Source organism: Actinomycetota bacterium (assembly GCA_041658565.1).
Taxonomy (GTDB): Bacteria; Actinomycetota; AC-67; order AC-67; family AC-67; genus JBAZZY01.
In genome coordinates this window covers 34,251-60,284 of sequence record JBAZZY010000015.1, presented here as the reverse complement: position 1 = coordinate 60,284, position 26,034 = coordinate 34,251, and the positions used below count along the sequence as shown (strand labels likewise).

General features: G+C 65.1%; 32 protein-coding genes. 18 read left to right on the top strand and 14 right to left on the bottom strand.

What is annotated here, in order from left to right:
• From WDA27_09225 to WDA27_09210, 4 genes are all read right to left on the bottom strand, one after another.
• A partial coding sequence (locus tag WDA27_09225; protein ID MFA5891115.1) for a cytochrome c biogenesis protein CcdA occupies positions 1 to 430 on the bottom strand: 430 nt, incomplete at its 3' end.
• Between the two features lie 64 nt (positions 431 to 494).
• Entirely contained in the window at positions 495 to 1,118 is a 624-nt protein-coding gene (locus WDA27_09220) for a peroxiredoxin family protein (GenBank protein MFA5891114.1), read from the bottom strand.
• Entirely contained in the window at positions 1,063 to 1,995 is a 933-nt protein-coding gene (locus WDA27_09215) for a cytochrome c biogenesis protein CcdA (protein ID MFA5891113.1), read from the bottom strand. Before WDA27_09215 ends, WDA27_09220 begins: the two co-directional genes overlap by 56 nt.
• Complete coding sequence (locus WDA27_09210; protein ID MFA5891112.1) at positions 1,995 to 2,255, bottom strand: glutaredoxin; 261 nt, start codon at positions 2,253 to 2,255, stop codon at positions 1,995 to 1,997. Before WDA27_09210 ends, WDA27_09215 begins: the two co-directional genes overlap by 1 nt.
• Positions 2,256 to 2,347: 92 nt before the next feature.
• Here WDA27_09210 and WDA27_09205 point away from each other — a divergent pair, with 92 nt between their 5' ends.
• The 14 genes from WDA27_09205 to WDA27_09140 all read left to right on the top strand — a co-directional run bounded on the left by WDA27_09205 (position 2,348) and on the right by WDA27_09140 (position 16,371).
• On the top strand, positions 2,348 to 3,016 hold the full coding sequence (locus WDA27_09205) for a hemolysin III family protein (protein ID MFA5891111.1): 669 nt from the start codon (positions 2,348 to 2,350) through the stop codon (positions 3,014 to 3,016).
• A gap of 70 nt (positions 3,017 to 3,086) precedes the next feature.
• Positions 3,087 to 3,977, top strand: coding sequence for a YCF48-related protein (locus WDA27_09200; protein ID MFA5891110.1), 891 nt, complete (start codon positions 3,087 to 3,089; stop codon positions 3,975 to 3,977).
• The gene (locus WDA27_09195; GenBank protein ID MFA5891109.1) at positions 3,950 to 5,230 is read left to right on the top strand and encodes an MFS transporter; all 1,281 of its coding nucleotides are present in this window, start codon (positions 3,950 to 3,952) and stop codon (positions 5,228 to 5,230) included. The genes WDA27_09200 and WDA27_09195 overlap by 28 nt, the downstream gene beginning before the upstream one ends.
• Positions 5,231 to 5,308: 78 nt before the next feature.
• Complete coding sequence (locus WDA27_09190) at positions 5,309 to 6,673, top strand: thiolase domain-containing protein (protein MFA5891108.1); 1,365 nt, start codon at positions 5,309 to 5,311, stop codon at positions 6,671 to 6,673.
• A 2-nt stretch (positions 6,674 to 6,675) separates the two neighbouring features.
• Positions 6,676 to 7,224 (top strand): OB-fold domain-containing protein, encoded by a 549-nt coding sequence (locus tag WDA27_09185; protein ID MFA5891107.1) that lies wholly within the window; start codon positions 6,676 to 6,678, stop codon positions 7,222 to 7,224.
• Between the two features lie 173 nt (positions 7,225 to 7,397).
• Positions 7,398 to 8,132: a class I SAM-dependent methyltransferase gene (locus tag WDA27_09180; GenBank protein ID MFA5891106.1), complete on the top strand. Its 735-nt coding sequence runs from the start codon at positions 7,398 to 7,400 to the stop codon at positions 8,130 to 8,132.
• 84 nt (positions 8,133 to 8,216) lie between these two features.
• A complete protein-coding gene (locus WDA27_09175; GenBank protein MFA5891105.1) occupies positions 8,217 to 9,281 on the top strand; it encodes a mechanosensitive ion channel family protein in 1,065 nt (354 codons plus the stop codon).
• A 104-nt stretch (positions 9,282 to 9,385) separates the two neighbouring features.
• Positions 9,386 to 10,519: a 4Fe-4S dicluster domain-containing protein gene (locus tag WDA27_09170; protein ID MFA5891104.1), complete on the top strand. Its 1,134-nt coding sequence runs from the start codon at positions 9,386 to 9,388 to the stop codon at positions 10,517 to 10,519.
• A complete protein-coding gene (locus WDA27_09165) occupies positions 10,516 to 10,980 on the top strand; it encodes a cyclic nucleotide-binding domain-containing protein (protein ID MFA5891103.1) in 465 nt (154 codons plus the stop codon). The genes WDA27_09170 and WDA27_09165 overlap by 4 nt, the downstream gene beginning before the upstream one ends.
• A 4-nt stretch (positions 10,981 to 10,984) precedes the next feature.
• The gene (locus WDA27_09160) at positions 10,985 to 11,821 is read left to right on the top strand and encodes an FAD/NAD(P)-binding protein (GenBank protein ID MFA5891102.1); all 837 of its coding nucleotides are present in this window, start codon (positions 10,985 to 10,987) and stop codon (positions 11,819 to 11,821) included.
• Positions 11,818 to 12,606 (top strand): oxidoreductase, encoded by a 789-nt coding sequence (locus tag WDA27_09155; GenBank protein MFA5891101.1) that lies wholly within the window; start codon positions 11,818 to 11,820, stop codon positions 12,604 to 12,606. Before WDA27_09160 ends, WDA27_09155 begins: the two co-directional genes overlap by 4 nt.
• On the top strand, positions 12,584 to 13,891 hold the full coding sequence (locus WDA27_09150; protein ID MFA5891100.1) for a Ni/Fe hydrogenase subunit alpha: 1,308 nt from the start codon (positions 12,584 to 12,586) through the stop codon (positions 13,889 to 13,891). Before WDA27_09155 ends, WDA27_09150 begins: the two co-directional genes overlap by 23 nt.
• Positions 13,888 to 14,349, top strand: a complete 462-nt coding sequence (locus WDA27_09145; protein MFA5891099.1) for a hydrogenase maturation protease — start codon at positions 13,888 to 13,890, stop codon at positions 14,347 to 14,349. The genes WDA27_09150 and WDA27_09145 overlap by 4 nt, the downstream gene beginning before the upstream one ends.
• Positions 14,350 to 16,371 (top strand): aminodeoxychorismate synthase component I, encoded by a 2,022-nt coding sequence (locus WDA27_09140; protein MFA5891098.1) that lies wholly within the window; start codon positions 14,350 to 14,352, stop codon positions 16,369 to 16,371.
• On the opposite strand, the gene WDA27_09135 is transcribed toward WDA27_09140, so the two are convergent.
• The gene (locus tag WDA27_09135) at positions 16,368 to 16,829 is read right to left on the bottom strand and encodes a hypothetical protein (GenBank protein ID MFA5891097.1); all 462 of its coding nucleotides are present in this window, start codon (positions 16,827 to 16,829) and stop codon (positions 16,368 to 16,370) included. The two genes, WDA27_09140 and WDA27_09135, sit on opposite strands and share 4 nt — an antisense overlap.
• A gap of 131 nt (positions 16,830 to 16,960) precedes the next feature.
• Here WDA27_09135 and WDA27_09130 point away from each other — a divergent pair, with 131 nt between their 5' ends.
• Together WDA27_09130 and WDA27_09125 are read left to right on the top strand one after the other, a co-directional pair.
• Positions 16,961 to 18,463: a TldD/PmbA family protein gene (locus tag WDA27_09130; GenBank protein MFA5891096.1), complete on the top strand. Its 1,503-nt coding sequence runs from the start codon at positions 16,961 to 16,963 to the stop codon at positions 18,461 to 18,463.
• Positions 18,460 to 19,824 (top strand): metallopeptidase TldD-related protein, encoded by a 1,365-nt coding sequence (locus tag WDA27_09125; GenBank protein MFA5891095.1) that lies wholly within the window; start codon positions 18,460 to 18,462, stop codon positions 19,822 to 19,824. The genes WDA27_09130 and WDA27_09125 overlap by 4 nt, the downstream gene beginning before the upstream one ends.
• Here the strand turns inward: WDA27_09125 and WDA27_09120 are convergent.
• The 7 genes from WDA27_09120 to WDA27_09090 all read right to left on the bottom strand — a co-directional run bounded on the left by WDA27_09120 (position 19,821) and on the right by WDA27_09090 (position 23,048).
• On the bottom strand, positions 19,821 to 20,201 hold the full coding sequence (locus WDA27_09120) for an arsenate reductase ArsC (GenBank protein MFA5891094.1): 381 nt from the start codon (positions 20,199 to 20,201) through the stop codon (positions 19,821 to 19,823). The genes WDA27_09125 and WDA27_09120 overlap by 4 nt on opposite strands.
• On the bottom strand, positions 20,198 to 21,247 hold the full coding sequence (locus WDA27_09115) for a TIGR00730 family Rossman fold protein (GenBank protein ID MFA5891093.1): 1,050 nt from the start codon (positions 21,245 to 21,247) through the stop codon (positions 20,198 to 20,200). The genes WDA27_09120 and WDA27_09115 overlap by 4 nt, the downstream gene beginning before the upstream one ends.
• 43 nt (positions 21,248 to 21,290) lie before the next feature.
• Entirely contained in the window at positions 21,291 to 21,761 is a 471-nt protein-coding gene (locus WDA27_09110) for a hypothetical protein (GenBank protein MFA5891092.1), read from the bottom strand.
• A 23-nt stretch (positions 21,762 to 21,784) separates the two neighbouring features.
• Entirely contained in the window at positions 21,785 to 22,009 is a 225-nt protein-coding gene (locus tag WDA27_09105) for a hypothetical protein (protein MFA5891091.1), read from the bottom strand.
• 23 nt (positions 22,010 to 22,032) lie between these two features.
• Complete coding sequence (locus WDA27_09100; GenBank protein MFA5891090.1) at positions 22,033 to 22,365, bottom strand: hypothetical protein; 333 nt, start codon at positions 22,363 to 22,365, stop codon at positions 22,033 to 22,035.
• A 78-nt stretch (positions 22,366 to 22,443) separates the two neighbouring features.
• Complete coding sequence (locus WDA27_09095; GenBank protein MFA5891089.1) at positions 22,444 to 22,851, bottom strand: PIN domain-containing protein; 408 nt, start codon at positions 22,849 to 22,851, stop codon at positions 22,444 to 22,446.
• Positions 22,848 to 23,048: a type II toxin-antitoxin system VapB family antitoxin gene (locus tag WDA27_09090; GenBank protein ID MFA5891088.1), complete on the bottom strand. Its 201-nt coding sequence runs from the start codon at positions 23,046 to 23,048 to the stop codon at positions 22,848 to 22,850. Before WDA27_09090 ends, WDA27_09095 begins: the two co-directional genes overlap by 4 nt.
• Before the next feature lie 93 nt (positions 23,049 to 23,141).
• On the opposite strand from WDA27_09090, the gene WDA27_09085 reads away from it, so the two are divergent.
• Together WDA27_09085 and WDA27_09080 are read left to right on the top strand one after the other, a co-directional pair.
• Entirely contained in the window at positions 23,142 to 23,861 is a 720-nt protein-coding gene (locus tag WDA27_09085) for an HAD hydrolase-like protein (protein MFA5891087.1), read from the top strand.
• Entirely contained in the window at positions 23,861 to 24,487 is a 627-nt protein-coding gene (locus WDA27_09080) for an HAD-IA family hydrolase (GenBank protein ID MFA5891086.1), read from the top strand. Before WDA27_09085 ends, WDA27_09080 begins: the two co-directional genes overlap by 1 nt.
• Positions 24,488 to 24,505: 18 nt before the next feature.
• On the opposite strand, the gene phoU is transcribed toward WDA27_09080, so the two are convergent.
• Positions 24,506 to 25,204: a phosphate signaling complex protein PhoU gene (phoU, locus tag WDA27_09075; protein ID MFA5891085.1), complete on the bottom strand. Its 699-nt coding sequence runs from the start codon at positions 25,202 to 25,204 to the stop codon at positions 24,506 to 24,508.
• Positions 25,201 to 26,028 (bottom strand): phosphate ABC transporter ATP-binding protein PstB, encoded by an 828-nt coding sequence (gene pstB / locus WDA27_09070; protein ID MFA5891084.1) that lies wholly within the window; start codon positions 26,026 to 26,028, stop codon positions 25,201 to 25,203. The genes phoU and pstB overlap by 4 nt, the downstream gene beginning before the upstream one ends.
• Positions 26,029 to 26,034 lie beyond the last annotated feature (6 nt).

Sequence of the window (26,034 nt, the reverse complement as noted above, 5' to 3'; positions counted from 1 at the left end):
CGAGTACGGGTCCGACCGCCGGCGTCCATCCGAACGCAAACGCCATTCCCAACGGAAACGCGGTAGCAGGTTTGCCGCGAATCGTTGAGAGATCTACCTGCCCCCGTCCGGACGCGAACGGAATTCGCAGAACACCAAGCATCGCGAACCCCATTACGATCACAAACACGCCCGCAATCTTGGCAAACAGCGGAAGCCGTACGAGCAAGAACCCGCCTAGAGCCGAGGCCGTCGCGCCAAGGATCGTGAAGACCACTCCGAACCCAAGGACGAACAGTGCGGCAGACCCGAGCACCCTGCGGTGGCTCCCTTCCTCCTGAGCGGCAACTCCACCGATGTACGAGACGTACCCGGGAACGATGGGCAGGCAGCATGGTGAAAGAATCGACACTGCCCCGGCGACAAACGCCAAGGCAACCAGCCCAATCATCGCGAGATCGACTCACGGTGCGCTGGGTGCAGCCGCACCTCTCTCGGCGACCACATCATCAGACTCATGACTTCGGCCCCGTCGCCGTTGCTTCCAAAGCTGCCGACACCTCATCCAGCAATTCCTTTGGACCGACGTACATGCTGGGGTAGTCCTTCCGCCACAGCACTGTCCCCTGCGCGTCAATCAGGATGAACCCATGACCCGGCAAATCCGCGTGCATGCCCCGCCCAAGGGTGTCATATGCCTTCGAAACAGACTTCGATTCGTCGACGAGAATCGGCATCCGGATTCCGAACCGAGCCGCATCGCGAGCGATGGCCTCACCCGGATTTACCATGATCCCCAGCAGCGCGATGTCCAGGTCGTCAAACCGCTTCTGCGTCGCCTCAAGATCAACCATCTGGGTGAAACACGCGTCACAGCCGACCCCCTCGCTGAAGTAGACGAGCAGATTGCGCCCCGCATAGTCGGACAACGAAATCCTTTGCCCGGCGGCCGACATCAGGGCGAAGGTCGGCGCAGCATCCCCCGGCCCAGTGCTTCCGACCGGTGTCGGGCGCTGAAACCGCACCCACCCCAACATCACAAGAAGCACACCACCGAAAACCAACAGCGCGATGATGCGGTGATTAGTCGACGTCTTCTTGCGCGCAGCAGCCTGCCGCTGCCGTGATCGATTCCCCATGGTTTCCCTCCTCACGCCGGATCCGGGCACCACGTGCACCACGTGCACCGGCCCACCCGATGCCGGAAGCCAGAACGAGCAGCCCGAGACCAAGGACCGGCTGGGAAACGCCGCTCGTCCCTCGCAACACGGCCGCGAACAGGGAAGTAAGTCCGCGGCCCAGCGCAATCTGGAACCCTGGCGCCCACATCGGCTCGCCCACCAGAGCAAGAATCATGATCGCGATCCCCATGATTCCGAACATCGATCCAACGGCGACGTTAGTCGTCGTCGTGCGCACCGACCGCGCAGCGAATCGAAGCGTGATCGTGCGACCGGTGAATAGACGGCGGTCCCCGACGTGCAGGCGATCCCACGCGAGTGCGATCACAAACAGCGGGAAAACCATGCCGAACACGTAAGCCAGACCAAGTGTCAACGACCCTCCGACGGTTCCCGAAATGGCGGAGAGCGCGAGAACGCCCGCGAGCACCGGCGCGCAACACGACGACGCGATCCCCGAGAAGATCCCGAGCGCGAGAACGCCGCCGGCATCCGAACGCTCCAGAGAGGGAGAGCGCAGCGGCAGATGCCACGAGCGGCCGGCAACGGCCAGGGCACCCAAGCCGACCATCGTCAAGCCTCCCAGCAGATAGAGCGGCGTGTGGAATTGCCCGAGACCCGCCGAGAGGAAGCCGACGCCCAGAGTCAGCGGAAGGATGATCAACGCCAGCCCCGCGGCGAACACCAGCGTCAGCGGGAACAACGCCCAGCGCCGGCCCTTTACCGCCGACGCGAGGTAGGAGGGCAGCAGGAAGACGATGCAGCATGGACTAAACAACGCCACGGCGCCGGCGAAGAAAGCCGCCAGGATCGAACCCGCAGCGAGCAGCGACATCAGGATTCAACTCGTTCGAGATGCCGTCGCAGTTTCTTGCGAGGGACGCGCCCTGTGCTGAACTCGCATCCGTCGATGAGAAGAAGGGGCATCATCCCCGGCCGGCTCTTCGCAACGAGGGCCCGCCCGGCATCGGAAGCGGCTTCGATCACCTCAAGCTCGTGCGGGAACTCCATCCGGATCTCGGAGAGGCCATCGAGAGCGTCCTCACACAGCGCACATCCTTCGGCGACAACCAGGGTGAATCTCGGGATCGCCATGACCCCAAGAGACTAGCGACAGGATGTGAAGGCCTTGTGAAGGTGTTCACGTTCTTTGCTCTGATCTCGCGCGGAGCGGGTAGCATGCTGGCGTGATCCATCCACAAACCGCCGCCTCCGCAGCCCCCCAAAAGCCATTGCTGCGGGGGCGGCTCCACCAAATCGGTTTCTTCGTCGCGATTCCGGCCGGAGGGATCCTCGTCATACTGGCGCGCGGAGCGACGGCGCGCGTCGGAGCGCTCGTTTACGCGCTCAGCCTCATGGCGGTGTTCGCCTCGAGCGGCGCCTACCATCGCCTGAAGGGGTCTCCGCGCGCGCTCAAGCGCATGCGTAAGCTCGACCACTCGATGATCTATGTCTTGATTGCAGGCACCTATACGCCTTTCAGCCTGATCGCACTGCGCGGCGGATGGCGTATCGGGATGATGACGGCGGCATGGGCGGGAGCAACCGTCGGAATAGTGTTGAAGCTGGTGAAGATCGACGGGCTGCGCGCGGTCGCAGGAACGATGTACATCGCCCTTGGCTGGGCCATCGTGCCGGCCATGCCGCAACTCATCCGCGAGCTGCAACCGGCGGCCATTGGCCTGCTGGCGACCGGCGGCGTGCTGTACACGGTCGGGGCCATCATGTTCTTCCGCAAACGTCCCGACCCCAGCCCGCGCGTCTTCGGCTACCACGAGATCTGGCATTCGATGACCCTGGGGGCCAGCGTGTGCCACTACACAGCCGTCCTAATGCTGGTCCGGGCCGCACGCTGAGGTCGGCAATCCGCCTCTGGCCCCAGACCGCGCATCGTGTTAGTTGTTGCTGAACTGCGAAAGGAGATCCATGGCACGTAGCAGGTTCCTCGCTCTGACTCTGCTCGTCGGGTTCGCGCTCGCCGCATGCTCCTCCAACTCCGACGGGGATCCCTCACGTATCGGCTTGAAGGCGCGCGTGTTCGAGCACATCCACGGTCTCGGCGTTGCAGCCGATGGAACGCTGTACGTCGGAACCCACAATGGGCTCGTGAAGAGCGCCGGGGATTCCGACTGGGTGTACGCAAGCAGCGATCGCAACGACTACATGAGCTTCACGATCGAGCCGCAGTCGGGAATGATGTATCGCAGCGGCCACCCACCGACGGGTGGGTCACTCGGCTTCCAGCACTCCGAGGACGGAAACGTGTGGCACAAGATCTCGGACGTGCTCTCACCGCCCGTGGACTGGCACACAATGGGCATCGATTACGCGGAGCCACAAACGCTGTATGGGTGGGACTCGAGCGATCGTGGCCTGTTCGTCACGACCGACGGGGGCAAGAACTGGGAGTTGCTCGGTCTCAAGGTCTTGGGCCAGCCGGTGCTGTCGGTGAGCGGAACGGCCAAGGCCGGCGTCGTCCTGGTTGGAACACCCGCAGGACTCGCGCGCTCGGAGGACCGAGGCGAGTCTTGGGAGGCGGTCATCGAGTCGCTGACGCCGGGGTGGGTCTCCGCCGTCGCGGCCGATCCGAAGAACGCGGACCACCTCATGGTCTTCGGCGAAACCGGTATGCAGGTCTCTGATGACGGCGGGCTGACATGGGCCACCGCGACGAAAGGGCTCCCGGCGGGCGCACAGATGGGTGCAATCGCCATCAGCCCGGCCGACTCGAAGATCGCCTACGCCGCCGGTGAGTCCTCTATCTATAAGACGACCGATGGCGGGGACACGTGGGAGCTGATCCGGTCCGGAGGCTAACCGGAAGGCGCGCGGCGACAGGAGGCGTCCGGGAAATCCTCGCCGACCGCCCCGTACGCGTCGTCATCTTCACCGTCTTCGTAGTGATGGTGGGATTCGGAATCATCGTTCCGGTTCTGCCGCTTTTCGCGCGATCCTTCGGCGTCGGCTACGGCGCCGCCGGGATCATGGTCTCGGCGTTCTCGTTTTCTCGCCTCGCCGCGGACTTCGCTGCCGGGGTGATCGTGGACCGCCGCGGAGAACGAAAGTCCGCTGCCGGCGGTCTGGTCTTCGTTGCCCTGTTCGCGTTCGCCACTTCGCGCGCGCCGAACTTCCCTGTGGCCGTCGCGTTGTGGGGCATCGGGGGTGCCGGGTCCGCGATCGTGTTCGCCGCCTTGTACAGCTACATGCTCAAGGTTGTGCCCAAGCACCGCATGGCGCGCACGCTCGGGATCTTCTACGGCGCATTCAACGTGGGAGTCGTGGCCGGAAGCCCACTGGGCGGAGTAATCGCGCACCGATTCGGACTCGCAAGTCCGCTGTTCGTCTATGCGGTGCTGCTCGTCATAGCAGCCGTGATGTTCATGCGGTTGGTGCCCGATCCTGCGGGGCGCGCGCCGGACGAGAGCGCAACCCCGTCCGCCATCCTTGGCACCCGAGCGACAATCGCGCGCTTGTTACACACTCCCGGCTTCATCACTACGATCGTTGCGAACCTGGCTTACTTGTGGGCAATAGCGGCGGTGTACGACACGCTCGTTCCGCTGTTCGGTCGCGACGTGCTGGGCATGTCGACGCTCGGAATCGGCGGAGTGTTCGCCGTCGCCCTCGCGACAGAGTTCTTTGTGCTGTACCCGGCCGGAGCCGTCGCCGATCACCGCGGTCGCAAGACGGTGATGGTCCCCGCGCTCGCCGCGCTCGCGATCATGACCGTCGCCATCGGCTGGGCGCCCACGCCGATGGTCTTCGTGGGATTGATGGCGCTGCTGGGTATCACTTCCGGTGCGGCCGGCCTTCCCCCGGCTGCGATGCTCTCAGACGTCGTTCCGGAGTCGTCGACGGGAACGGCCGTCGGGGTGTTCCGTTTCTGCGGGGACCTCGGCATGACACTCGGACCACTGGTCGCCGGGTTCGCCGCCAACGCCGTCGGATTCAAGGGAGCGTTCGCACTCGTCGCGATCCCCTCGGTCGTGGCGCTCGCACTCGTCGCCGGAACGCGGGAAACCCTGCGATCGAACGAGTCCACCGAAGGCACGGCATCGCCGAGGGACTGATTCGCGAGAGGCGGCGATCCGCGCCCTGCTTGTAGAATCCCGGCCTGCTTCATTTCGACAACCAGGGGAGGCCTACCGATGCGCCCTGTCTACGCCCTATCGGGTGGAGTATCGAAGTTCGCCAAAGCCAGGCCCGACAAGACGTTCCAGGCGGTCGTGAAAGAGGCCTACGACGCCGCGATCGACGACATCAGCTTGGACTTCGCGACGTTCACATCCATCGTGGACGGCTCTGTCGCTTCGTACTTCTCCGACCACTTCAGCCGCCAGTTGATGGCGGGAATCATGGTTCAGGACTACCTCGGCTTGGTGCCCAAGCCCGGCCACCGCGTTGAAGGCGGCGGCGCAACGGGTGGGTTGAGCTTCCAGGAGGGCTGGAAGTCAGTGGCCTCCGGCCACATGGACGTGTGCGTCGTCTACGGCTTCGAAACAATGAGCCACGTCGAGACGTGGAAAGGCAACGAGTTCATCGCGCTCGCATCCGACGTCTCGTTCGACTACCCCGTCGGCGGCTTCTACTCCGGCTACTACGCAATGATGGTCACGCGCCACATGAAGGAGTTCGGCACGACCGTCGAGCAAATGGCTTCGGTGTCCGTGAAGAACCACCTCAACGCGTACCACAACCCGTACGCGCAGAAGCGGAACCGCTACACGATCGAGGACGTTCGTTCGGCTCCGATGGTTGCGTGGCCACTGACCCGCCTTGACATCTGCGTGATGTCCGACGGCGCCGCGGCAACGATCCTTGCGTCCGAGGAAGGCATGCGCAAGCTCGAGGCTGCAGGAGCCGACATCACCCGGCCGCTGGCGCGCGTCGCCGGTATCGGTCGCGGCACCGACGCGATGCGCATGTCGGACCGGCCGCACGTCGACTACGACGTATTCATGCGCGACTACGCCACCGATCAGGAGCGCGCTTCGGACGAGACGCGCGCTTACTACAAGGGGCTGTGGGAACACGGAACGCGGTACCCCGGCATCCACTCGTTCCGCGCGGGGCGTACAGCGGGGAACATGGCGTACAAGCACGCGGGCATCTCCGACCCGATCAACGAACTCGACTTCGTCGAGCTGCACGACGCCTACACCTCCAGCGAAATCCAGACTTACGAGGACCTCGGTCTGTGTCGCTACGGCGAAGGCGGGCCTTTCGCGGCGTCGGGCAAGGCCTTCATGCCGGGCATCGACTACGGCTTGAAGCTTGCCGACGATCCGGTGTGTCCGGTGAACCCGTCGGGCGGCCTCATCGCGTGCGGACACCCCGTCGGCGCGACCGGACTGATGCAGGCGGTGTTCGCCTTGTGGCAGTTGCAGGGATCGATCGGAACGCACTTTGGTGACCCGACGCTGCAAATCGCGGACGCCAAGCGCGGAGCGATCCACTCCCACGCGGGAACCGGCACGTACGTCACCGTGAGCATTCTGGAGCGAGAGGACTAGCCATGGCCAAGATACCCGACCAGCGCGAGGAGTCCCTGGGCGGATTCATCGTTCACGGGGTTCCATTCCCCGTGGAGACCGACCCCGATGCGCTCGCGTTCCTGAAGCGCATGTCGCCGATCCAGATCGAGCAGGAATACAAGATCACGTATCTGCACTCCTACGGTCAGGACAGCCCGTGGTTCGCCGCGGCGTCGAACCGCAAGCTTCTGGCAACCCAGGAGCCCGACAGCGGTTACACGTATGCGACTCCCCGCGGCAACGACATGTACTCAGGCGCCGAGACTAAGTGGATCGACATCACCGACCGCCCGGCGCGCGTGCACGCCTTCACGGTCTGCCACTTCGGCTCGGAGGAGTTCCTGCCCGAGACGCCGTACATGCTCGCTCTCATCGAGTTCGACGACGTCAACACCTTGTTCCTGACGCGCCTCATCGGCTTGGATCCCGCTGAGGCGACCCTGGACTGGATCGGCATGGAAGTCCGGCCTCGCTTCCAGCGCAACAGCAAGCTGAAGCCGACCGACGTGTATTTCGTCCCAAAGAACTGACCGGTCGCATTCGTCAAGAACCCCCCGGATTCCGGGGGGTTCTTCGATTTCGGCCCCTAATCATCCTCGTCCACCGGCCGCATCAACGCCTGCATCAACGAAAACCGGGATCACGCTATCCCACTGCGAGCGAGTTCTCGCGGTGGGTGGCTCCGGATGTCAGACTGGGGACTATGGACCTGTTGATGTATTCCGAACTCGCGGAATGGTGGCCGCTGCTGAGCGCGCCCGAGGACTACGAAGCCGAGGCCGCCGAGTTTGCCGACGCCATCGAAGCCGCCGCGCGCGCGCCCGTTCACGAGGTCCTCGAACTCGGCAGCGGAGGCGGAAACAACGCATCGCACATGAAGCGGCGCTTCGCCCTGACCCTGGTGGATCTGTCCCCCGCCATGCTCGCGGTAAGCCGCGCGCTGAATCCCGAGTGCGTCCACGTCGAAGGCGACATGCGCGCGATCCGGCTCGGGCGCACCTTTGACGCGGTGTTCGTTCACGACGCCATCGCGTACATGACGACCGAGGACGACCTCGCCGCCGTGTTCGCTACCGCGGCGGCGCACCTCACCGCGAACGGCGTTGCGGTGTTTACCCCCGACCACACCTCCGAGTCGTTCTTGCCGCGCGCCGACTCCGGCGGTCGCGACGGCGATGGTCGCGCAATGCGGTACCTCGAATGGTCGCAAGCGCCGGTCGCCGGACAGACGTGGTTTGTCACGTCCTTCGCGTACCTGCTGAAGGAAGGCGAAGGGCCGGCGCGCGCATTGTTCGAAGAGCACCGGTTGGGGCTGTTCCCGCGCGCCACGTGGCTCGACCTGCTCGATGCCGCAGGCTTTGACGCGCGCGCCGTCGCGCGGCGAACGGGGTTCGAGGGGGTATTCGCCCCGGAGTTCTTCGTCGGCATCCGCCGCTGAGCGCAAGAGGCGCGCGCCGGCCGGGTAGGCTGGACTCCTGAGATGGAACCGGGCCGAATACCGCCCGACCGGAGGAGATAACGGGTGACCGAACTCAGCGTCAATAGCGCAGCCCTCGCTGTCGGATTCCTGGTCGGCAGCATCGTTCTCGGGTGGATCGTGTACCGCATCGTCGCGGCGCGCGTTCGCCACTCGGAAACCGCAACCAGTTGGGGCGGCAACAGCATCATCGTGTCGGCAGTCCACGATGTCGTGCTCACGTGGTTCACCGTCGCCGGAGCGTACGCCGCCGTTCAGGCTCTTCCGCTGCAGTCGAACGTCGCGCACATCGCCGAGCGCATTCTGCTGATCATCGTGATCATCTCGGCAACGCTGGTCGCCGGCCGTTTGGCAGGCGACGCGGTGAAGTTGTATTCGCTGAAGACCGCGGGAGTCATCAGATCCAGCTCGATCTTCGTCAACATCACACGCGTCGTGGTCTTCGTCGTCGGCGCGCTGATCTTGCTGCAGACCCTCGGCATTTCGATCGCGCCGATTCTGACCGCTTTGGGCGTCGGAGGTCTGGCGATCGCGCTCGCTCTACAGGACACTTTCGCCAACCTATTCGCGGGGTTGCACATCATCGCGTCGAAGAAGGTTGCGCCCGGCGACTTCGTCCGGCTCGACTCCGGCGATCAGGGATACGTCCTGGACATCAATTGGCGCAACACGACGCTGCGCCAATTGCCGAACAACGTCGTCATCGTGCCGAACCTGCGCCTGTCTACGGCGATCGTCACGAACTTCTACCAACCCGAACGCCAGACGTCGGCGACACTCGACATCGGGGTCGCCTACGACAGTGACCTCGCCTCCGTGGAGCGCGTCACGATCGATGTCGCGCGCGAGGTCATGCGCGAAGTTCCCGGGGGGGTACCGCAGTTCGATCCGTTCATCCGCTACCACACGTTCGGCGACCACAGCATCAGATTCACAGTCGTCCTGCGCTCGATCGAGTCCTCCAGCGAAGACGCCATCAAGCACGAGTTCGTGAAGCGGTTGCACGAGCGCTACAAGCGAGAAGGCATCGAGATCCCGATCCCGGTCCAAACGGTGCACCTGCGCGACGCCGGCGCGCGCCCGAATCATCCCGTTTCGCCCGGCGAATAACCGGCGCGCCGGTCCTCAACGGGCACGGACGGGACCTTCGACCCTATACGGGGGCTGCGGAGGCGCTAAGGCTGTTGCCGCACACGACCCCAGGGGGGAGATCGGTGACGGAATTCGGCCACCCCGCCGTCCTCGAGCGCGCGGGCTTGGATGCGCTGATCGCCGCGCTGCGCGCGGCTGAATACGTCGTCGTCGGTCCGGTTGTTCGCGACTCCGCCGTGGTCTACGACGAGATCACGTCGGCAGCCGACCTTCCCCAGGGATGGACCGACGAGCAGAACGGCGGCACCTACCGACTTCGCCGGCGCGATGACGGCGCGCTGTTTGGATACGCCGTCGGACCACACTCGTGGAAGCGCTTCCTGTACCCGCCGCACAGCGTGCTGTGGACGGCCGAACGCGACGCCGAGGGGTTCACGATGCGCCCGCCGCCGGAACAAGAAACCCCCGCGTACGCATTCCTCGGCGTTCGGGCATGCGAACTCCGCGCAATCGAAATCCAAGATCGAGTCTTCCTGGGAAACGGCTACGCCGACCCCGCGTACGCCGCGCGCCGCGCGCGCGCATTCATCGTCGCCGTGAACTGCTCGTCTCCTGCCGGCACGTGTTTTTGCGTTTCGATGGAAACCGGACCACGGGCTGAAACAGGCTTCGACTTGGCGCTCACCGAAATCACCGCCGGAGATACGACACGGTTTCTCGTCGAGACCGGGAGCGAGCGCGGCGCGCAGACGCTGGCGTCGGTACCACACGAGACCGCTACGGCCGATGACTCGCGCGCGTCGGACGCCGTCATCGAGCGCGCGTCAAACGCAATGGGGCGCGAGTTGGACACCTTCGACATCCGAGACCTCCTACAGCGAAACGCGGAGTCCAAGACCTGGGACCGGGTCGCGCAGCGGTGTCTGGCGTGCACTAACTGCACCATGGTCTGCCCGACGTGCTTCTGCGGAACGGTCGAGGACGCCACCGATCTGACCGGCAACACCGCGCAGCGCGCGCGGCGCTGGGACTCCTGCTTCACCATGGACTTCTCGCGGCTGCACGGCGGCAGCGTTCGCAGCAGCATCGCCGCGCGCTATCGCCAGTGGATGACCCACAAGCTCTCAACGTGGATCGACCAGTTCGGAAGTTCGGGCTGCGTGGGTTGTGGCCGGTGCATCACTTGGTGCCCGGTCGGCATCGACATCACCGAGGAAGTCCGGGCGATTCGGGATACAGAGGGGAGCAAGAAATGAAGACCCAAACACTCGACAAGTACTTAGCCACACATGAGTTCTTCCAGGGCTTCGACCAGCCGACGCTGGAGTTCATCGCAGGTTGCGCCCAGACTGCGCACTTCGAACCCGGCGAGTACCTGGCGCGCGAGGGCCAGCCCGCAGACCGCTTCTACGTGATCCGCCTCGGCACCGTTGCGCTTGAAGTATTCGCACCGGAGCGCGGGGCCTTGATCCTGGACACACTCGACGAGCACGACGTGCTCGGCGTCTCGTGGATATTCCCCCCGTACCGCTGGCAATTCGACGCGCGCGCCGTTGACCTCGTGCGGGCAATCGCGCTGGACGGCGCCTGCCTGCGCGCCAAGTGCGACGAAGACCCGCATCTGGGGTACGAGTTCATGAAACGCTTCGCCGGCATCATGGCCCGGCGAATGCAGTCGGCACGGCTCCGCTTGCTCGACCTGTATGGGAATGAATGACGCGATGACGGCCCCGCAGGCGGACCCGATGCGGCCCCGCCCCTATCGAGTCGCGCGCGCGCGCCGTGAGGTTCGCGACGTCATGACGCTCGCGATCGAACCGCTCGACGGGAACGGGACGCAGTTTGCCGCGGGGCAGTTCAACATGCTGTACGCATTCGGAATCGGTGAGATCCCGGTCTCGATCAGCGGTGACCCGACGCGCGCCGGTCCTCTGCTGCACACCATCCAGGGGGTCGGCGCGGTCTCGCGCGCGCTGTGCGCGGCAAAGCCCGGCGACGTGATCGGGGTTCGCGGGCCCTTCGGGACGACGTGGGACACCGACCGCGCCGCCGGGGCCGATGTGCTGGTGATCGCCGGAGGCATCGGGCTCGCACCACTACGTCCGGTGATCTACCAATTGCTGGCCCGGCGCGAACGCTATGGGCGCATCTCGGTTTTGGTCGGATCCAGATCTCCCAAGACCCTGCTGTTCGAGCACGACCTGCAAGCCTGGCGCAGCCGCCTGGATCTGGATCTAGAGGTCACCGTAGACCACGCCGATACCGCATGGCGCGGGAACGTCGGAGTAGTCACCGGACTGCTCGCGCGCGCGCCTTTCGATCCTTTGAACACCGTAGCTTTCGTGTGTGGTCCCGAAGTCATGATTCGCGCGACGGCCTCCGAATTGGTAGACCGCGATATCTCGCCCGAGTCCATCCGAGTCTCCCTCGAACGCAACATGAAATGCGCGATCGGACACTGCGGCCACTGCCAACTCGGCGGAGTGTTCGTTTGCGCGGACGGGCCGGTCTTTTCCTATGACGCGGTCGAGCACCTGATGAGCGTCAGGAGCCTGTGATGAGTCCCCGTCCTAAGCTCGCCGTGTGGAAGTTCGCTTCGTGCGACGGCTGCCAGCTCACGTTGCTCGACTGCGAAGACGAGCTGCTCGCCGTCGCCGGGCAAGTGGACATCGCCTACTTCCTCGAGGCGTCGCGCGCGATCGTGAAGGGCCCCTACGACGTGTCGCTCGTCGAAGGATCAATCACCACCGCCGAGGACGCCGAGCGAATCCGTCGCGTCCGGGCATCGTCGCGCTTTCTGATCACGATCGGCGCGTGCGCTACGGCCGGCGGGATCCAAGCTCTGCGCAACTTCGCCGATGTCGAGGAATTCACATCGGCCGTGTACGCGCGCCCCGACTACATCCAGACGCTCGAGACCTCGACGCCGATCGCCGACCACGTACCCGTGGACTTCGAATTGCGCGGGTGCCCGATCGACAAGGGCCAACTGCTGGAGGTCCTCACCGCGCACCTTCACGGACGCAAACCCGTAATTCCAAACCACAGCGTGTGCCTGGACTGCAAGCGCCGCGGAACCGTATGCGTGATGGTCGCCTCCGGTACGCCGTGCCTGGGCCCGGTCACGCACACCGGCTGTGGCGCACTTTGCCCCGCATACGCGCGGGGTTGCTACGCGTGCTTCGGCCCGTCAGAGTCGGCTAACACCGTGTCACTCGCCGCGCGCCTGGGAATGCTCGGCGCGCGCCCGGGCGACCTGACCCGTATGTTCCGCACGTTCAACGCCGGAGCCGAGCCGTTCCGGAAGGAGAGCACGGCGCATGACGCACAAAGCGCCCGGTAGCCGCACGCTACGCACTGATGCCCTGGCGCGCGTCGAGGGCGAAGGAGCGATGGTCGTTCACGTTCGCAAGGGACGCGTAACCGACGTGCAGCTTCGCATCTACGAACCGCCACGGTTTTTCGAGGCATTCCTGCGGGGACGGCGCTACACCGAACCACCGGACATCACCGCGCGCATCTGCGGCATCTGCCCCGTCGCCTACCAAATGAGTTCGTGCCAAGCAATCGAGGACGCACTGGGGATCACGGTGGACGGGCCGCTGCGCGAACTGCGCCGCCTGCTGTACTGCGGCGAATGGATCGAAAGCCACGCGCTGCACATCTACTTGCTGCACGCGCCCGACTTCCTCGGCTACCAAAGCGCCATCGAGATGGCGGCAGACCACCGCGAGATCGTCGAACGCGGACTTCGGTTGAAGAAGGTCGGCAACGAGATCCTCGAAGTCGTAGGTGGGCGCGCGATTCACCCCATCAACGTTCGCGTCGGCGGCTTCTACCGCGCGCCGACCCGCAGCGACTTCACGAAACTGGCGGAGAGTCTTCGCTGGGCGCGGGACGCGTCGCTCGAGACCGTACGTATGGTTGCCGGCTTCGACTTCCCCGACTTCGAGCAGGACTACGAATTCGTTGCGCTGCGGCATCCGACCGAGTACGCGATCCTCGACGGCCGCATCGTCTCGAACAAAGGGATCGACATCGCGGTGCGTGACTTCGACGACACCTTCACCGAGTTGCACGTCCCGCACTCGACCGCCCTGCACTCGCGCGTGCGCGACCGCGGCTTCTACTTCGTAGGTCCGCTCGCTCGCTACAGCCTGAACTCTGCGCAACTCGCCCCGGTCGCGCGCGAAGCGGCAGCTGAAGCCGGACTCGGACCCGAGTGCCGCAATCCGTTCCAAAGCATCATCGTGCGCGCCGTGGAGACCCTGCACGCATGCGACGAAGCGCTTCGGATAATCGAGAACTACGAAGTTCCCGACCGGCCTTTCGTGGACGCGCAGGCGCGCGCCGGAGTCGGCCACGGCTGCACCGAAGCGCCACGCGGAATCCTGTACCACCGCTACGAGATCGATGCCGAGGGTCTCATCAAGACCGCGCGCATCGTCCCTCCGACATCTCAGAACCAGGCGCAGATCGAGGATGACTTGCTGCGCTTCGTCGAGCCGCGCATCGAGATGCCCGCCGAGGAACTGACCCTGCGATGCGAGCAGGCGATCCGCAACTACGACCCTTGCATCTCGTGTGCGACACACTTCCTGGACCTGCGGATCGAACGAGAGCCGTGAACGTCGTCATCATCGGAGTCGGCAACACCTTTCGCCGCGACGACGCCGCGGGCCTGGAGGTTGCACGACTCGTAGGTCAAGCACAGATCGATGGCGTCACCACGCACGCGCACGAGGGAACCCCCGATGAGCTGATAGAGCTATGGGAGGGAGCCGGTTTGGCGATCGTCGTTGACGCCGTGCGCGGCACGGGCGTTCCCGGAAGCACTCATCGCATAGAAGTCGGTAACGAGCGGATCCCCGACCGCGCGCGCCGGGACAGCTCCCATGCACTCGGGATCGGCGACGCGGTTGAGTTGGCGCGCGCGCTGAGACGACTCCCAGAACGCCTGGTAATCGTTGGAATCGAGGCCGAAGAGGTCGGCGCGGGTATCGGGATGACACCTGCAGTCGCCGCAGCCGTCACCGAACTCGCCCGGGGCCTCGTCGCCGAATGCCGGGAGGCCGCGGACGTCTAAGTGGCCGCGCGCGCGCCGGTGTGGAATCGTGGCGGCGTGCGCGCGCGCCTGATCGTTCAGCCGATCCCCTCGCGCGCGGCGCCCGAAGAAGCGGCGCTGCGCGTCGCAGAGGACTCTTTTCCCTTCGCCCTGATCGGGGCGTGGGCCGGCGGCGGCGCGCTCATCGGTTCAGAGCCGATCGCCATCGCCGACGGCGATCCCTTCGAGGCCCTCGCGTCCACCCCAATCCAAACCCCCACGGAAGGTGACGGCGTCGGGGGCGGGTGGTTCGGCTACCTCGGCTACGGACTCGGCGCGCGCCTGGAGAAGCTGCCGCCCTCGCCGCCGCGCCCGACGCCGCTGCCCGAGTTCCATCTGGCGTTCTACGACCACCTGCTCCGGCTTCACGACGGCGAGTGGCGGTTCGAGGCGTTGTGGACACCGGAGCGCGACGAGGCACTGCGCGCGCGCTACGAACTGCTGTGCGCGCGCATGGACGCGACTCCTTCCGAACTCGCGGGGTTCTCGTTCGAACCCTTTCGAGTGATTCCAGAACGCGCGGCGCACGAGGACGCTGTGGCCCGATGCCTGGAGCACATCGCCGAGGGCGAGATCTTCCAAGCCAACGTCTGCGCGCGCTTGGAAGCGCGGTTCCAGGGATCGGCGGCCGCGATGTTCGCGAGCGCAGTGACGTCGTTGCAGCCGCCGTACGCAGCCTTCTTGTCGGGCCCCTGGGGTGCGGTGGCGAGCATGTCTCCCGAGTTGTTCTTGCGTCGCGAGGGACGGCACGTGCGGACCGCGCCGATCAAGGGGACTTCTGCGCGCGATACCGACCCGGCGCGCGCGCGCGCCCAACGAGACGACCTCATCGCATCCGCAAAGAACCGGGCCGAAAACGTCATGATCGTGGATCTAATGCGCAACGACCTCGGGCGTGTGTGTCGCCCCGGAAGTGTGCGCGTTCCCGATCTCGCGCGCGCCGAGGAGCATCCCGGCGTCTGGCACTTGGTCTCGGACGTGGTCGGGGAACTGCGCTCTGAGGTGACGGACGCCGATCTGTTGCGTGCCTGCTTCCCGCCGGGATCCGTCACCGGAGCACCCAAGATCCGCGCGATGGAGTTGATCACCGCGCTGGAGGCGACCGCGCGCGAGGTCTACACCGGCGCGATCGGCTACGTGAGTCCCATCGCCGGGTTGGAGATGAACGTTGCCATCCGCACCTTCGAGTTCTCGGGCGAACGCGCGTGGCTGGGGGTCGGCGGCGGGATCGTCGCGGACTCGGACCCTGCATCTGAGTTCGAGGAGTGTCTGACGAAAGCCACCCCGTTGCTGCGCGCGGCGGGCGCCGTGCTGGAAACAAAGCCCGACCCTGCCCTTGGCATCTTCGAGACCCTGCTGGTGGTCGACGGTGTCGCCCTGGAGTTGGACGAACACCTGACGAGACTTGCCGGCAGCCTGCGCGCGCTTTACGGCATGGATGTGCCGCCAGAGGTGCGCGCGCGCGTGATTGACCGGGCCACGCAAACCCTTGGGCGCGCGCGCCTGCGCCTGGACGTGCTGCCCCGCGGCGAGTTCGAAATCGCGACCGGACCTGCGCCGGATCCGGGCAGCGCGCGCTTGTTCCTGCTGCCGGTCCGCGGCGGCCTCGGGGAACACAAGTGGCGCGACCGAACCTTGCTGAAACCCTTGCCGGATGGCTCGGAACCGCTGATAGCCGACGGGGGCGAACTGCTTGAGGCCGCGCGCGCGAACCTGTTCATCGTCGAGGACGACCGCGTCGTCACCCCGCCCGCCGACGGTCGGATCCTGCCCGGCATCACGCGCGCGGCGGTCATGCGCCTGGCCGCGGATGAAGGGATCCCCGTCAGGGAAGAGGCCGTCTCGAGCGCGCGCGCCGCGCGCGCGAGCGAGGTCTTCGTCACGGGGTCCCTGCGCGGAATCGAACCCGTAACGTCCTGCAGCCCCATCGGAACATGGCCCGAAGGGCCGGTCACGCGAAGCCTGGCGCGCGCCCTGTGGCGCGCGCGGGGGGTCGCCCCCTAGCCCTGACCCCCGACGTCACCCCAGTACGCCTCGTAAAGGACGTCCGCGCCACGCTGACGGTGACGAGCGAGTTTGCCGAGAGTCCCCAAGAGCTGCTCCCGAAAATCATCGATCTTCGCCGGGTCGGACGAGACCAACTCGGCCAGTTGGTCGGCGATGATCTTGCGCATCTCAACGTGGTCGGTGATCAAGCGGTCGAGCTTGACTGCGAGGCGAGGCTCGCGATCGCGGATCTCCTCGAACAATCCCTCTGCGCTCTCGGTGACGCGGATGTGGTCGTCCCATGCCTTCGCGACGTCATGCAACCGATCGGAAACGCCTCGGAACCACTCCTGCTCACGGCCGAAAGCCGCGGCGGAGATCGCGTCTTCGAGCGCGGACAACGCGATCCGCAACTGCTCACGATGCAACTTCGCCGATTGAACGGCTGGAGTGGATTCGTTCTCGCTTCTCACCATGTTCAACCTCGCCGACTCGTGGATATGCGACCCCGACACCGCCAGTGTTTCACGAACCCGGACGCCGCGCCACCGGAATGCTTCTGCCTACACATCTCGCAATGCATTGCGTAAGATGGCTCCGCACTCCGATGACTCCTCCCCTGCTGGATCCGGACTTCGCCGCGCTCCCCTACGAATCCCTGGGAGACGCGGCGCTTTTGCGTGCCTCCGAACTCGAAGCAACTTACGCCGACTTCCGGTTCGAACGTCACAAACTCCAACACATCGCCGCGCGCGATCGTGAACTCGAAAACGTCACCAACGCCGACATCGTCGGTTATGGGATCCGTGTCGTCCACGGCGGCGCGTGGGGTTTCGCCTCCGGAGTCGACCAGTCCGCAGACGCCGTGACCGCGACGGCCACCCGGGCAGTCGAGGTCGCACGGGCGCTGGCCGAACTGAACTCGGAACCCGTCGAGTTGGCCGCGGAACCCGCCCACGTAGCGACCTGGATCTCGGAGTACGAAATCGACCCGCTCCAGGTTCCCGACGAGGAAAAGATCGGGTTTCTGCTCGAGATGAACGAACGTCTGCTGGCATCGGGGAAAGTCCAGCACGCAAGCGGGCGCCTTTCCCAGGTGATGGAGAACAAATACTTCTCGTCGCTCACAGGGGCGCGCATCACCCAGCAGCGCGTCAGGCTCGAGTCCGAAGTCGAGGCGACTCGTATCGCTCCCGACGGCGAGTTCGACACGATGCGGACCGTCGCCCCCCCGGCCGGGCGCGGATGGGAGCACTGCGCGCGCGTCTACGACTACGCGACCGACGTCGAGGCGATTCCGGATCTGCTGGAGGAGAAGATGCGCGCGCGCTCGGTCGAGCCGGGACGCTACGACCTCATCATTGACCCCACAAACCTGTGGCTGACCATCCACGAGTCGATCGGCCACTCGACCGAGCTGGACCGAGTGCTCGGGTACGAAGCCAACTACGCAGGCACATCCTTCGCAACCCTGGACAAGCTGCATTCTCTGCAGTTCGGCTCGCCCGTCATGCGCGTCACCGGAGACCGTGTCGCCGAGCACGGCTTGTCCACCGTCGGCTACGACGACGAGGGAGTCGAGGCCCAGGAATGGGACATCGTTCGCGACGGGGTCTTGGTCGGGTACCAACTCAATCGCCAGATGGCCCGCAAACTCGGGTTCGGGCGCTCCAACGGTTGCGCCTTCGCCGACTCACCCGCACAAGTTCCCTTGCAACGCATGCCCAACGTGTCGCTTCGTCCGGCCGCGCGCGACTTCACGCTGCAGGAACTGATAGGCGGAGTCGAGCGCGGCATCTACATCGTCGGCGATCGCTCTTGGTCGATCGACATGCAGCGGTACAACTTCCAGTTCACCGGGCAGCGTTTCTTCGAGATCCGGGGCGGACGGCTCGCCGGTCAGTTGCGCGACGTCGCCTACCAAGCGACGACGACCGAGTTCTGGAACGCACTCGAAGCCGTCGGAGGTCCATCTACGTATGTGCTCAGCGGTGCGTTTAACTGCGGCAAGGGACAGCCGGGCCAAGTCGCACCGGTCAGCCACGGGTGCCCCGCAGCGCTGTTCCGCGGAATCAACGTGCTGAACACCTCGGGCGAGGCAGGCCGATGACGCGAATGCACGAGGTCGTCGAGCGCGTGCTCGCACTGTCGCGCGCCGACGACTGCATTGTGATTGCGACCCACTCGTCTTCGGCAAACTTGCGGTGGGCAAACAACACATCTACGACCAACGGCGCCGGAGTCACACACTCACTCGTCGTGATCTCGATCATCGGGCGTCGCGTCGGGACCGCCGCGCGCACCTTCTTCCCCGACGATCTCCTCGAGGACGTCGTGCGCGAATCCGAGGCCGCGTGCACCGCCGCACCGGAAGCGCATGATTACTTCTCGCTGGTTGACGCGCCTTCGCCTGGGGAGTGGACCGACCCGGCGCCGGAAGCCGGAATCGAAGTCCTGGCCGGCGCAGTGCCGGGCCTGGCTGCGGTCTTCGCGCGCGCCGACAGCGAAGACCGCCGGACCTTTGGATTCGCCGAGCACGACATGTCCACGATATGGGTCGCTGCGTCCAACGGGATGCGGCGTCGCTACACCGAGCGTCGCGGCAAGATCGAAATGACCGCCAAGAGCGCCGACCTCGAACGCTCCGCTTGGACGGGACACGCGACCACCGCGTTCGACAACGTGGATGCAAACGCGATGTACGAACGACTGCGAAAGCGCCTCGAATGGTCGGCGCGCGCGCAGAGTCTCCCGGCCGGGCGGTACGAAGTCCTGCTCGAGCCCTCGGGAGCGGCCGACATCGCGCTGGAGGCGTACTTCTACTCCGGCGCGCGCGACGCCGACGAAGGCCGCTCGGTCTACGCGAAGCCCGGCGGTGGGAATCGCATCGGCGAACGCCTCTACCCCACGAACGTCGGCTACTACTCGGACCCCGCGGAGCCGGGACTCGAAACCCTGCCCTTCGTCGTCGCCATGGCTTCACGGGATTCGCAATCGCTGTTCGACAACGGCCTTGCGATATCGCGAACAGACTGGGCGAAGGACGGAGTTCTTCACGCACTGCCTTCCACGCGCTCGTGGGCCGCGCGCGCGGGAGCAGCCGAGGTGCGCCCCTTTGTCTCCAACCTCGTTATGACGGGCGACGGACCCGACCTCGACGACATGATCGCGCGCACTCGCAGCGGGTTGCTCGTGACGTGCCTGTGGTACATCCGCGTCGTCGATCCTCAAACGCTGCTTCTGACCGGCCTTACGCGCGACGGAGTGTTCCTGATCGAAGACGGCGAGGTTCGCGCGGCCGTCAACAACTTCCGCTTCAACATGAGTCCGCTGGACACGCTCGCTCAGACGACCGAGGTCGGCAGGTCGCAGTTCGCGTTGCCGCGCGAGAACGACGAGTTCTTGCTCACAAAAGCACCGCCGCTTCGCATCGCCGACTTCAACATGAGTTCGGTGAGCGAAGCGACCTAAGAGCGAAGCGCCGCGACGCGCGCGCGGATCTCGTCTCGGATCGCGCGGACCTCTTCGGGCGGGCGACCCTTGGGATCGGCAAGTCCCCAGTCCCGGACGTCGCGCAACCGAATCGCCGGACACGCCTCGTCGTCCACCGCGCACCCCATCGTGATCACGTGGTCCGCCCACCCGACCATCTCGTCGGTCAGCAACTCCCCGCGGTGTCCCGACACGTCGATGCCGACTTCACCCATCGCTTCGACGACCTCAGGATGCGGAACGGGCTGCGGGACGGTTCCAGCGCTTCGCGCGTCGAGTCCCACGGCGCGCGCGAATGCTTCCGCCATGACGCTGCGTCCGCCGTTGTGGACGCACACAAACAGAACCTTGATCACAGCTCGATCTCTGCGTTCAAGCGGTCCACGATCCGTCGCAGGGGCCCGATGCGCGCGCGGTCCGGCCGCAGCGCAAGGCGCGGCAGATCCGGAACGTCTCCATCGCGACGCTCGGCATCCGACACCTCGACGCGCACAACGGGCGACTCCAGGAAGTCGCCGAACTCCTCGTTCAGCGACGCGATCATCGCATCGCTGGGAGCCGCATTCAGTCGCAGCACCAGGTCGCGGCCGATCCAGCGCTCAGAGTGATACACGCGGTAAAACTGCTCGATTTCCGAGATGGCGTCGGTGACCGAGTCCGTAATCCGGAACAAGTCGAAGTCACTTTCCTCGATGAACATGTTCGCGAGCAGCTCCTCGCGCATGAACGCCTCGACACGCTGCCAGTAGGTACCGCCTGGAACGTCCACCATCACGATCGGGTGCAAGTCGCTCTTGCCCGTCTGAATCAAAGTGAGCAGTTCGAACGTCTCGTCGAGGGTGCCGAACCCCCCGGGGAACAACACAAAAGCGTCCGACTCCTTGATGAACATCAACTTGCGAGTGAAGAAGAACTTGAAGTTAATGAGCTTGGGGTTGTCGGCGATCACCGGGTTGGGCTTCGCCTCCCACGGCAAGATGATGTTGACCCCGATGGAGTGCTCCGCCGAGGCGCCTTCATGTCCGGCCTCCATGACGCCGGGACCCGCGCCCGTGACCACCATCCAACCGCGCGCCGCCATCTCGTGCGCAAACTCTTTGGCCGCTTCGTACTCGGGATGACCCTTGGGCGTACGCGCCGAGCCGAAGATCGTGACCTTGCGCCGAGCGCGCAGCGGAGCGAAAACGTTGAACGCGTGTCGCATCTCCTTCAGCGCCGTGTTGGCGATCTTGCGGTCAAGGCGCGAGACATTGTCGTGGGAAAGCTGCAACAGCGTCGCGACGGCTTCCAGCGCAATGCGCTGATCTACCGGATCGAGCCCCTCCACAAAACGGATGAGACGATCATCCAGATCGGGATCACCGGTCGGACGAGGCGGGCGGCGCGGTCGTTGAATAGACACAGGTTCAGGATACCGTGCGGCCGATGCTCAAGGTGGCGCGCCGTCAGGCCGCCGGCGTAGACGACAGCACCGGCGGTCGGAAGTACGCGAGCAGGGCGGCGGTTGCCGCAACCGTGTAGACGAACAGCCACACCGTTCCCACATTGTCGTAGCCGATGTCGCGGCCGGGGACTGCCGAAGAAGCGAGCGGAAAGGTCACATAGAAAGCAACCAGAAAGCCGGCGGGCGGAATGCCCGCAACGAGGAACGGGGCCCGGCGCGCGGCCGCGAGGACTACCGCGGTGAGCGCCGCAAGCGTGACCGGCCCGGCGATCCGAGCGGCTCCCAGGTCACCCGCACCAGCCGACTCGGCAAAGCGCAAGATCTCGAGGTGGTGCAAGCCCCAGGGAAGAAGCACCGGCAGCGCGAAAAGCGTCAACCCCCGATGGGGCCGGAACAGAAGCCTCCCGAAACTGCCCGCCGCCGCGCCTACGACGAAGGATCCAACCACCGCCACGACTGCGAAACCGCGCATTCCGACGACTCCCCCGGCCGGCGCTACACAGCAAACTCCGTGCGAATAACAGTGTAGGACGTCGGGCGACCCCAGCCGCAACCGGAGCGGAGTTGGGGTCGATGCGGAAGCACCGCCGCCGCCCATTCAAGACCGATGAGGAACGCTGCGAAAGCCATCCAGGTGACGAACGGGAATGAGTACACGAGTAAGACGGTGCCGCAGACGGCCAACCCGGCGCCCAAGATCAGTGTGCTTGCCTTTCTCATCCACCGATCCCCGCAACATCCGACTACGTGCCGGGGAGCACGGTGCCTTCAGGCAGTTCGAACTCCTTCAACACGATCGCGTCGGGGTGGATCCATCCGAAGTCCTCGCCCTCCCGCGAGACGACGAACTGAAGCTTGATGTACGTGTCAGGAGAAAACCGGCCAAGCGCGGCAAGCGAAACCCGGTACGCGGAGCCGAATGGACCCCTCACCTCCCCTTCCAGCGTCGGCCCGAATTCCTCCCGATAGCTCTGAAGAGTTCGCCCTCCGGGCCGATCCCCGGGGAGGAAGTGATCGAACCTCTCGGTGTAGTCGCGCGCGGTAGGTTGAGCGGTGATCCTGACCTTGCGTGCCACGCGGCCTCCTCCCGAACAACTCCCGTACCGCATGGATACACCAACTCTCTCCCAAATCTCCGCCGGTAGGCGAGGCCGTCACCCGGACGGCGAATGCAGCTTGACGCGCAGGGCGCGCGCGAACCTTGGGAAGTCCTTATCCACGGTGAAGATCGGAGCCTCGCGACGCAAGGCCACAGCGCACAGCAGGAAGTCGGTGTTCGAGCCCTGCAGGCCGCGCCCCCGGCATGTGTTGAAACACCGCGCAGCTTCCTCGTAGTCCTCCTCATCGAGCCGGACGTCGGGGAAGGCCCGGAGCAGTTCGCACACCGCCCGGAACTGAGCGGGCCGGCGAATCCCCGAAAGCAGCTCCTGACGCACGGCGCCCAGCATCAGCACGCGCCCGTCACGAATCAGGTTTACCAACTCGGACTCGTGCGGCGTCCCTCGCGGCTCGTCACGACGCAGCGCGAGCGACCATACGCAGGTATCAACGAGGACGTTCACGCCCGCCGGCGTTGCGCCTTGTAGTCGTACGTGGGATCGACGTCGATCTTGCCGAACACTTCCACGACCTGCTGCTGCTTGCGCCGTGCGATGTACTCCTGCAGTGCCTCGGTCACAGTCGCCTTCTTCGTCCTGTGCCCGCCCACGCGCAGGGCCTCAGTCAACAGCTCGTCGTCGAGTGCGAGGTTGGTGGCCATGTGTGGGATTCTACACAGACTGGGTTCGGCGCTCAAGGGTCGCGTCACGCCTGTCTTGCAATCAGCCGACCCGACGGTGTAGTTGGAACTCGCATGAGCCCACTCGGACACTCCACTTGGACCCAATCAACCGGCCGTCGCCCGCCGAACCTTCTGCTCTTCGACCTTGACGGAACTTTGAGCGATCCGCTGGAGGGGATCTCTCGCTGCCTCAACTTCGCCCTGACCAACCACGGATACCCGCCTCGGACGCCGTCCGACTTGACGCAATACATCGGGCCGCCGCTCGACAGGGCGTTCTCCGCCCTCGTCGGTACAACCGACACTCGGGAGATCGGGAGTCTGGTGGCGAAGTACCGAGAGCGATACGCCGAAGTCGGGTTCTCGGAAAACGTTCTGTACCCGGGCATCCCACAGATGCTCGCGCACCTCAGCGAAGCCGGCGTCCCCATGGCCGTCTGCACCTCCAAACGCGCGGATTTCGCCGATAAGATCCTTCAGATGTTCAGCCTCTTGGATCACTTCCGCTTCGTCGACGGCGGCGACACCGGAATCGAGAAATGGCAGCAGATCGCGGCATTGCGCGACAAGGGCATGGTCGGCTCGGCCTCTCTCATGATCGGCGACCGAGCCGTCGACGTAGCGGCCGCGCGCCGCAACGGCATGGAAGCGGGCGGAGTTCTTTGGGGGTACGGCTCGCGGACGGAACTGGAGTCCGAGGCACCACGCTATCTATTCCACAGTCCGGCCGAGATCGTCTCCATGATCGGCGCGGAGATCGCATCGGCGGACGAGGCCGGAAGGCCATCGTGATGCGAGCGGTACTGCTGGACGTGGATGGGGTGTTACTGAACTCCGCCGAAGCGTTTCGCACCGTCTGGCAGACCTGGGCGACGCGACATGCCCTTGATTTCGATCCGGTCTGGGCGGCCACTCACGGCCGGCGACCGATCGACACAATCGAAGAGGTCGCCGGCCACCTGAATAGCGGAGAAGAGTACGCGCAACTCCAGATGCTCGTGGACGACCCCGGGCTCAGATTCCCGCCCATGGAAGGAGCAGAAGAACTTCTTGCGGCCTTGCCCCGCGACCGGTGGGCCCTCGTAACCTCCAGCCATGCGGGAAAGGTGCGCGCGCGCTTCGCAAGGGTGGGACTTCCGGTTCCAAAGGTGGTGGTGGACGGGACCAGCGTGACGCGAGGAAAGCCTGCTCCCGACTGCTACCTACTCGCCGCCGAACTCCTCGGAACCGACCCGGCGGCGTGCCTGGTTGTCGAAGACGCACCGGCCGGCGTGGAAGCCGCGCTTGCGGCGGGCGCTCGCGTCGTCGGGATCACTGCGACGCATCCGGCGAGCGCACTGAGCAACGCCCACACGCTCGTGGGTTGCCTGCAAGAGGTTCGGCCGTTGGTAGAACACTGGCTGACAGACCAGGCTTAGCTTCGGCGGGGTCTCGCGCTACTCGATGCCGCGGATGCCGATTTCGGGGTGAGACGCGTCGCCGAACTCGCGGAATTCGCCCGTCGCCAGAAACGCGACTTGTTCGGCGATGTCCACGGCGTGGTCGCCGGTGCGCTCGATCTGGCGGGAGACCATGCTCATACGAATCCCCCACTCGAGTAGCCGTCGGTCGTCGGCGCCGCGCAGCACTTCATCGAGCATGCCGCGGTTCAAGCGGTCGATGGGCTCGTCCATTCGCGGAAGGCTGTAGGCGAGTTCCAGATCCCGCCGAGCGAATGCGTCCATTGCCGCCTCGACCATGCGGATCGCAATCCCGCCCATCTCTTCCAGGTGCGCGACGACGGTTGGGCTGCGCGGGAGTCCGGTGACGAGTTTGGCCAACTTCGCGATGTTGACACCCATGTCCCCGACTCGCTCAAGGTGGATGTTCACGTGAAGGAGCACGGTGAGCAGACGCAAGTCCGAGGCGACCGGGGTCTGTAAGGCAAACAGGTTGAGGATGCGCTGCTCGGTTCGCAGGTAATACTCGTCGACGACATCGTCGGCAGCGATCGTCAGATCGCACAGGCCGGCGTCGTCGGCGACGAGCGCGCGCATCGCCTTGCTCAGCAGGTCGCGCGCGGCCGCCCCCATCGACTGCACGTGTGCTTCGGTGAGACGCAGTTCCTCGTGGAAGTGGTGGCGAACGTCGGTCATCCGAACCTCCCGGTGATGTACGCCTCGGTCCGGGGATCGCCCGGGTTCGTGAAGATCTTCTCGGTGCGGTCGTATTCCACCAGAACTCCCGTGCGCGTGCCGCGTTCCTCGTCGACTTCGGCGGTCAGAAACGCAGTCATGTCGCTCACGCGCGCCGCTTGCTGCATGTTGTGAGTAACGATGACGATTGAGTAGTCGCTCTGCAACTCACGCATGAGATCCTCGATGCGCGCGGTGGCGATGGGGTCGAGCGCCGAGCACGGCTCGTCCATCAAGATCACGTCGGGCTCAACTGCGATGGCGCGCGCGATGCACAGCCGCTGCTGCTGCCCGCCCGAGAGCGCAAGCGCGCTCTTGCGCAAGTTCTGCTTGACCTCGTCCCAAAGCGCCACTCTCCGCAACGCCGTCTCGACGCGGTCGTCCAGGTCACCGGTGATGCCGTGCACCCGCAGTCCGAACGCGATGTTCTCGTGAATCGACTTCGGGAACGGGTTCGGCTTCTGAAACACCATCCCAATGCGACGGCGCACTTCGACGGGATCGACCCCGGGTTCATACAGGTTCCAACCGTGGTAGGTGACCGACCCTTGCACCTTGGCCGACGGGATCAGATCGTTCATGCGGTTGAAGCACCTCAGCAAAGTGCTCTTGCCGCAACCGCTCGGCCCGATGATCGCGGTGATTCGCGCGGATTGAATGTCGATGGAGACATCCTGGACCGCGCGCGCGGTGCCGTAGGACACCGTCAGATCGTGCGTCTGCAGCACGACGGCTCCGGCGACCGTGTTGCTTTGGCGCGCGCTTTGGACCTTCACAGTTGCCATGAACAC